Annotated in this window: 7 protein-coding genes; 5 read left to right on the forward strand and 2 right to left on the reverse strand. The window is 35.5% G+C overall.

Going from position 1 to position 7,347, the window contains the following annotated elements:
* The coding region (locus ACJHV0_RS02560) for an NtaA/DmoA family FMN-dependent monooxygenase (RefSeq protein WP_483133297.1) at nucleotides 1-1,041 on the reverse strand (1,041 nt) is incomplete at its 3' end.
* Between the two features lie 183 nt (nucleotides 1,042-1,224).
* A complete protein-coding gene (locus ACJHV0_RS02565) occupies nucleotides 1,225-2,067 on the reverse strand; it encodes an N-acyl homoserine lactonase family protein (protein WP_483133298.1) in 843 nt (280 codons plus the stop codon).
* A gap of 129 nt (nucleotides 2,068-2,196) precedes the next feature.
* Between ACJHV0_RS02565 and ACJHV0_RS02570 the strand changes: the two genes are divergently transcribed.
* The 5 genes from ACJHV0_RS02570 to ACJHV0_RS02590 all read left to right on the forward strand — a co-directional run bounded on the left by ACJHV0_RS02570 (nucleotide 2,197) and on the right by ACJHV0_RS02590 (nucleotide 7,036).
* Nucleotides 2,197-2,736: a TetR/AcrR family transcriptional regulator gene (locus ACJHV0_RS02570; protein ID WP_483133299.1), complete on the forward strand. Its 540-nt coding sequence runs from the start codon at nucleotides 2,197-2,199 to the stop codon at nucleotides 2,734-2,736.
* Between the two features lie 453 nt (nucleotides 2,737-3,189).
* Nucleotides 3,190-4,122 (forward strand): SMODS domain-containing nucleotidyltransferase, encoded by a 933-nt coding sequence (locus ACJHV0_RS02575; RefSeq protein ID WP_483133300.1) that lies wholly within the window; start codon nucleotides 3,190-3,192, stop codon nucleotides 4,120-4,122.
* A 1-nt stretch (nucleotide 4,123) separates the two neighbouring features.
* Nucleotides 4,124-5,752, forward strand: a complete 1,629-nt coding sequence (locus ACJHV0_RS02580) for a ThiF family adenylyltransferase (RefSeq protein WP_483133301.1) — start codon at nucleotides 4,124-4,126, stop codon at nucleotides 5,750-5,752.
* Nucleotides 5,752-6,213: a M67 family metallopeptidase gene (locus ACJHV0_RS02585; protein WP_483133302.1), complete on the forward strand. Its 462-nt coding sequence runs from the start codon at nucleotides 5,752-5,754 to the stop codon at nucleotides 6,211-6,213. Before ACJHV0_RS02580 ends, ACJHV0_RS02585 begins: the two co-directional genes overlap by 1 nt.
* Nucleotides 6,206-7,036, forward strand: a complete 831-nt coding sequence (locus tag ACJHV0_RS02590; RefSeq protein WP_483133303.1) for a DUF6602 domain-containing protein — start codon at nucleotides 6,206-6,208, stop codon at nucleotides 7,034-7,036. Before ACJHV0_RS02585 ends, ACJHV0_RS02590 begins: the two co-directional genes overlap by 8 nt.
* Nucleotides 7,037-7,347: the final 311 nt, after the last annotated feature.

Below are 7,347 nucleotides of genomic sequence, written 5' to 3' on the forward strand. Positions count from 1 at the left end.
GTTGGGGTGCGGTGTGGCTTGATTTTGTAGGGCGATTGGCAAGGGTTCATTCAAATCCAAACCGTGCAAATTCACGCCTATCATCGCCGATAAATAGCGAATTTGCCCATAAAATTCATCATCGCTCATAAAGTCCAATAACTGCATTCTACGAGCGAGTGCGTCTTCATAAGTGTCGCCAATGGTAAACATAAATCCGCTAAACATATTGATTTCATCAGGGTTACGACCGTGTGCCATTGCACTTTGTTTTAACACATTGCGATAGGCACGGGCTTCTTCAATGCTAAACGGATTGGCATACACGCCACTGGCAAAGCGTCCTGCTAGCTCCACGCCTTCTGGGCTTGGACCTGCCTGAAAAATGGGCGGTTGTCCTTGCGGTGTGGCGGGAACGCCTAACGCCCCTTTGACTTGGTAATATTTGCCTTTGTAATTGGCGGGTTTAATCTGGCTCATATCGGCAAATTGCCCTGTGGCTTTGTCGGTGATGTAGGCACTTTCGCCAAAAGTCCCCCACAAAGTTTGCACCGCTTCCACCATTTCGTGTGCCATTTCGTAGCGTGTGGCGGTGTCGGGCAAGGGCTTGTCGCCAAAATTATAAGCGGTAAAAGGCGTGCCTGTGGTAACCGCATTCCAGCCCATACGCCCTTTGGATAAGGTGTCCAGCGTTTTAAGCTGACGAGCCAAATTATAAGGCAGGTTGTAAGTGGTTGAAAAAGTTGCCACCATTCCGATTTTTTGCGTGGCGTAGGCAACGGCAGAGAGCATTACCATTGGTTCAAGCGGAAAAGCAGGCGAGCGAGTGGCAATGTCCGAACCGCCACCCGCCCCACCAAAGGACGGCGTGTCGGCGATAAATAGGGTGTGGATTTTGCCTTGTTCAGCCGTTTTTGCCATTTCCACATAAAAATCAATGTCGGTATAGGCTTTCTCGTGGCTCTCGGGCAGTCGCCACGATTGAAATTCGGATGCATAGCCAGAGACGAGTTGCAGGGCGAGTTTGATTTTTTTGTTTGAATTGTCAAGATAGTCGGTCATTTTGGGTTCTCCCATTAAAAAGTATGGGGATATTATAGAATTTTATTATTGATAATTGAATGGTTAAAAATGGGAAGTTGGTTTTTGAAAATGGAAAGATAAATGATTTAAGCCGTCTGAAAATATTTTGCAAAATTTCAATAAAAAAACACCGCTTGCCTTTCAACAAGCGGTCATTTCTCGCTAATTATTTACCACAGTAAACACTTTATTATTCAACCGATATTCACTCTGTTCATCGTGAGCCAGTTGCACAATGGTGGGCTTGCGTTTGCACAATTCTCGCATTTTAGCGGTGCTTGCTTGGTGCAATTTGCCGTCCATACATACGCCGTCAATATTACCGCTAAGCATATCTTTTTCACAATAAGACGCATCGCCACCAATCAAAATATAGTACTCGCCCATATCTACAATCACCGCCTGATGCCCAAGCGTATGCCCTGCGGTTGGCACAAGGCGAATTTTGCCGTCTTTGGTGAGTTTGTGGCTTTGCTCAAAACTTTCAAACGCACCGTCATTAAAGGCAATCGTATCAGGGGCGAGCCAATCAGGATAATGCTTGGTCAAATAGCCATTAAACACCGCATTTGGGGCTTGTATCGCCTGTTTTTCAATCTCGGTCAAAACAAATCGGCTGTTGGGAAAATTGGGCAATCCGCCTGCGTGGTCGCCGTGCATATGGGTCATTACCACCGTGTCAATTTTTAAGGGGTCAAAACCTTTTGCCTTCAACACTTCGCCCACTTCTTCGCTCGCTTTCACGCCACGGCGTTCGCAAAACTGCATAAATGGGTGCCACCACGGCTGATAGCCCTTGTCATTGGCACGGCTACTCTCGCCCGTATCCACCAAAATCAACCCTTCTGGGTGTTCAATCAGCCAGCAACCAATCGGCAATTTTGGCGACCATTTGCTGTCGGTTAAAACATCCAACACACGTAAAGGACGAGCCAAAAAACGTGCCAACTGATGATGAATTTTAATTTGCACCCAACCCGTTGTCAGGCAATGAACTTTAATCATAATGCGGTTCTCCTCAATCAATGAGCGTATTTTAGAGATTCGCCCCCAAGCTAACAAACATTAAAATAGCTGAATTTAACCTGATAAGCAGATAAAATAGTAAATCTGTATGCACAAAATGAAAAAAGTATGGACTTACGCACTGTTAAAACGCACCTGATGATCCAAAACGCACTCATCGATCTGCTGGACGAAAAACCGTTTGAAAAAATCCAAGCCCAAGAAATCATTGAAAAAGCCTTGATTAACCGCACGACCTTTTACCGCCACTATTCAGGCAAAAGCGATTTGGCGGGCAAATTGATTAAAGAAGTGAAAGCCGAATACCAAACCCTGTTAAAACAACGCTTTGAAAGCGATAATTTGGTGCGATTTATGCAAATGATTGGCAATCGTTTATTAGAAAAAAGACGGCTGATTTTGGCACTTTGGAAAATCAAAACGCCCAGCCACCATTTGTATGACGATATGCACAGCTTATTAAAAAATGCCTTTATCGCCCACGCCAAACGTATAAAATCAGATGATAAAAATTGGGATTACCAAGCCCATATTTTTGCTACCATTGCCCTAGAAAGTCATCGCTATTATTTTGAAAAAGGGGAAATTTTAAAAATCCCGCAGGTGTTTGAGGAGTGGGGGGAGATGATTGGGGTTTTAAAGGGGTAGGGTTTTAGCCATCTTGGGCTTTTATTACCCAATAAAATTAATGAGATAAAGATTAGTAAATTGCTAGTTTTTATAATAGGGTAAATGGGCAAAACGACTCTCATTAGGACAATCACCCAAAATGCTGATGATAAAAGCAAAATAGTGTGCTTATAGTGAATTTAAGTATTTGTTGAGAATGATTTTCAAAAAATTAAATTATTAGGTCTTGGGTGTCCAAATGATTTTGATTGGAATAATAAGTGTGCTACTGGCAGATTTGGGTTATTTTGAAAAATTGGTGCTTTTATGTGGGGGATAATCTGAAATTATATTTCAATCAAGACTATATTGCAGCTAGTTAAAGCTTGAAATCTCCGAGATACGATCCCATATAGGAAAAATAGAGTATTTTGAGGTTCCTTACAACCTAAAATAATTTGTTATACCCTGAAAATTTTATGAGGATTGACTATGGCTCACTATAAAAGTGATTACTTAAATTCTGTTTTAGAAAGTTACAGAATGAAACACATTGACGATTTGGTGAATAGCTATCGTTCTAAACGAGATGAGATTAAACAATTTTTAAATGAACAGTATGGTAGTAAAATTTATGAACCCTTTAATTCAGGGTCATATAAGAAATGCACAGCTATTAATACTAAATTTGATTTGGATTTGGTTGTTCCATTCAAACACAATTCTTTTTCAACATTGGATGCAATGTTTGAAGATGTCTTTGAAAAATTAAAACAAAAATATCAAAATGAAACTCCTGTTAAAAAACAAGGTGTTTCTATTGGTTTGACTTTTAATGAAGAAGATGAAATTAATATTGATATTGTTCCTGCAAGAGAGACCAGTCAAGATTCTTTTTCAGCAACAAAAAACTTAAATCTACATAAAACACAAGGAGATGGCTATCTTAAAACCAACATCCACGCTCAAATTGAACACATTAAAGCCAAAGAAAATGAAAGAAAAGTCATTCGTTTACTAAAAATTTGGAAAGCTTGTCATCAGCATAAATACAAGTCTTTTTTTATTGAATTATTGGTGATTAAGGCTTATGAAAAGTCGTCTCCGCAGGGTAATTTATGGGAACAATTTAAAACCGTTTTAAATTATATCATTGATAATATTGAAAGAGAAAATTTTACACTCAAAGACCCTGGAAATAGCAATAATGATTTGGCATTATCTCTAGATAGTGGAGAAAAAAGCACGCTGGTTTATAGATTAAACTTAATGTTGGCACAAATAGAATTAAATGAGAAACAAATAGAATTTTATCTTCCATTAAATGAAAAATTTGCTGAAAATAATGAAGAAGAAAACAAGTCTTATGGTCTGAAAAGTTCTGCATTAGTTTCAACACCACCTGTTTTACAACGATTTGGTTAATATGAAATTTTCTCAAATTAAATTGGAAGAAACCATTCAATCCATTCCATATATTCAAAATTTATCTGCTCTTGATTTTTCCAAAGAGCAGGTAAGTTTTGATATTACTTTTGATTTTGAAGGATTAGACAAGCCTGTTGATTTTAATGTTATCATTGAACAAGCCTATCCATTAAAAATTAGTGATAGTGAATCCATTCGTTTTTGTCTAAAAAATGATGAGTATAAAAAATTTAGTCATGTGATGTCAGATAATGCTATTTGTTTTCACAATCAGCATTGCATTATTTTTGAGAAAAAATTACAACAAGACTTCCAAGCAATCAAACGATGGATTGAAAAATATGTCATCAATCAAGAAAAAGATGAGCATTATGAACATCTCATTACAGAAAATCATACTTGCAATGGAGCATATTTTTCATTTCAATTTACTGATATTGATAAGTCATTTTCTAAAAATGAGATTGGCATTGTTACCAATACTTACTTAACAAAATCAAAATATCAAGACAAGGATATGCACAATTATTTAGTGCAGTCCTTTACGCATAATATCACCCAGAAAAATTGCCAATGGTCATCTTTTTACTTAGATAAGGAAAGTAACTTATCGGGAATTTATGTATTTATTGAAGATAAACCCTCAATTTATGATAGATTTTCATTTTCAAATTGGCAGGAATTTAATGATATATTTAATCAACAAATATTAAGTGAAATTTGGAAGATTACTTTTACTATCCAACAAGAATATATACCTATTTTTATTGGATATAATACAAAAAATCAAAATATTCATTGGCAAGTTGCGATGATTAATTTGAAAGAATTATTTTTCAAAAATAAGCAAGGAAGATATGAACTTTGCGATAAGAAAATAAACTGGGTTATTTCAAAAAATTCATCTTATGATTATTTCTTTGGGCGGGGTGCATTTCATTCAAATTTGACTACTAAAAAAGTGCTTATTATTGGATTGGGAGCAATTGGAAGTCAAGTTGCGAAGACGCTTGTGCGTGGTGGTTGTAAAAATATTACCATTGCTGATTATGATATTAAAGAACCAGAAAATATTTGTCGTTCAGAATATAATTTTTTACCACCCTATGCAAATAAAACAGATGAATTAGCAGGTGTTTTGTTGAATATTTCACCTTTTATTGAGTTAAGTTCTATTCGTTATTTGGCAACAGAGTGTATTAAACTTGATATATCATCAGAATATCTTAATTTTTTATCAGAGCAATTTTCAAAATTTGATTATATTTTTGATTGCTCTACCGATGATGATTTAATGTATCTTACGGATAAATTAAATTTAACCAGCACCATATTTAATTTATCCATAACCAATCACGCAAAAGCATTAGTGTGTGGTATTTCACCTAATCACTACCGTTTTGTGAGACATCAGGTTGATAAAATTTTAGATAAAGAGAATAATACTTTGGATTTATACAATCCTATCGGATGTTGGAATCCAACTTTTAAAGCATCTTATAATGACATTGCCATTATGGTTCAGTTATCATTAAAAGTAATTAACTTAATGATTCAAGAAAGTAATTATCAACATTTTGTCATTCAATATGATGATAATTTTAATTTAAAGGTTGAGAGATTTTAATGATTGTTAAAAAATACAAAAACCTTCAATTATGTTTCGAACACCAAATCATTGAACTCATGACAAAAACAGCCATTCATCACTATCCAAATGAATATGGTGGATTTCTTTTAGGTTGTTACTCTGATGATTTTACTAAATTGTATATTAAAGATTTTTTATTGGTTGATAAATACGCCAGCTCGCCTGTGGAATTTAGGCGTGAATTAAATGTGCAAATTCATAATTTTGAAAAGATATTTCAGGAAACTGGTTTGTATTATATAGGTGAATGGCATAGCCATCCCAATGCACCAGCGTGGTATAGTTCAACGGATTTACAAGCAATGAATAATATTGCTACCTGCAATACAGTTCAGCTTCATAATCCTGTTTTACTTATTTTAAGTATTTCTAATAATAAATTGTTGGATTTTAATTTCTTTATTTTTGATGAAGGTAGGTTAGTTGTTTATGAATAATGTTGATTTATCAGCCTTGTTTCGTGGTATGCAAGGGCAAATGCAAAGCCAATTAAGCACCAATCGTGAGTTTATTTATCATCCAGGTTCAAAAGGTGATGCTTTGGAAAATGCTTGGATTGAATGGTTAAAAAATTATTTACCAAATCGTTATAGTGTAGATAAGGCGATTGTGATTGATTATTACGGAAATACCAGCGACCAAATTGATATTGTCATTTATGATAATTGGTTTACACCATTTATTTTTAATCAAAATGGCTTTAAATACATTCCAGCCGAAGGGGTTTATGCTGTTTTTGAAGTCAAGCCTGATATTCAGGGAAATGTTGGTGATATTAATTACATTCAGTATGCAGGTCAAAAAATTGCCAGTGTCAGAAGATTAGACCGCACGTCAACATCTATGATTAATTCTGGGCAAAAGCTATCTGCTCGTCCACTAACAAAAATCATTGGTGGAATTTTAACCACCACCAACTCTTTTACACATAACAATAATGATACTATTGAAAAGCATATCAAGTCTTTAACCGATTTAGAAGGAATTGATTTGGGTTGTATTGTGGATTATGGCAGTTTCTTTGTGCAATATCAAGGAGAAGAAGATATTAATGAGAAAACGGATTTTAAAAAACGCATTCACGATTATTATCAGAATCGAACTTTTCAATCATTGGTATTTAGCAAGTCTGAAAATTCATTAATCACTTTCTTTATGCAATTAACTCGTTATTTACAACAAGCAATCGGAACTGTACCTGCTATTGATTTACAGGCATATATGGACACGATTGGGGAAAAAATTGATAGTGAAATTTAAATCAAATTTATCTTGTGTATAAAATATTGTTCTGAATTAAAAACAAAACAGCATTTCCGCCTGAAAACGGTGTTTCCTATTCTCCTCAACCCCCTATATCAATTGCAACCTAATATTTCACATTGGATCTTTACATTCTTTCATAGATGTATTGATAATTTGAAAGTCAAATTGAAAAACGAAGGTAGCCAACTGTCCGAAGAAATCGGACAGTTGAAAATGAAATCTGCAAAACTCCACCACACTTTGCTACCTGAAATTTTGCCAATTTCTCACGAAAAACACCGCTTGAATTTCTACAAGCGGTGTTC

Source organism: Mannheimia sp. (genome assembly GCF_056854775.1).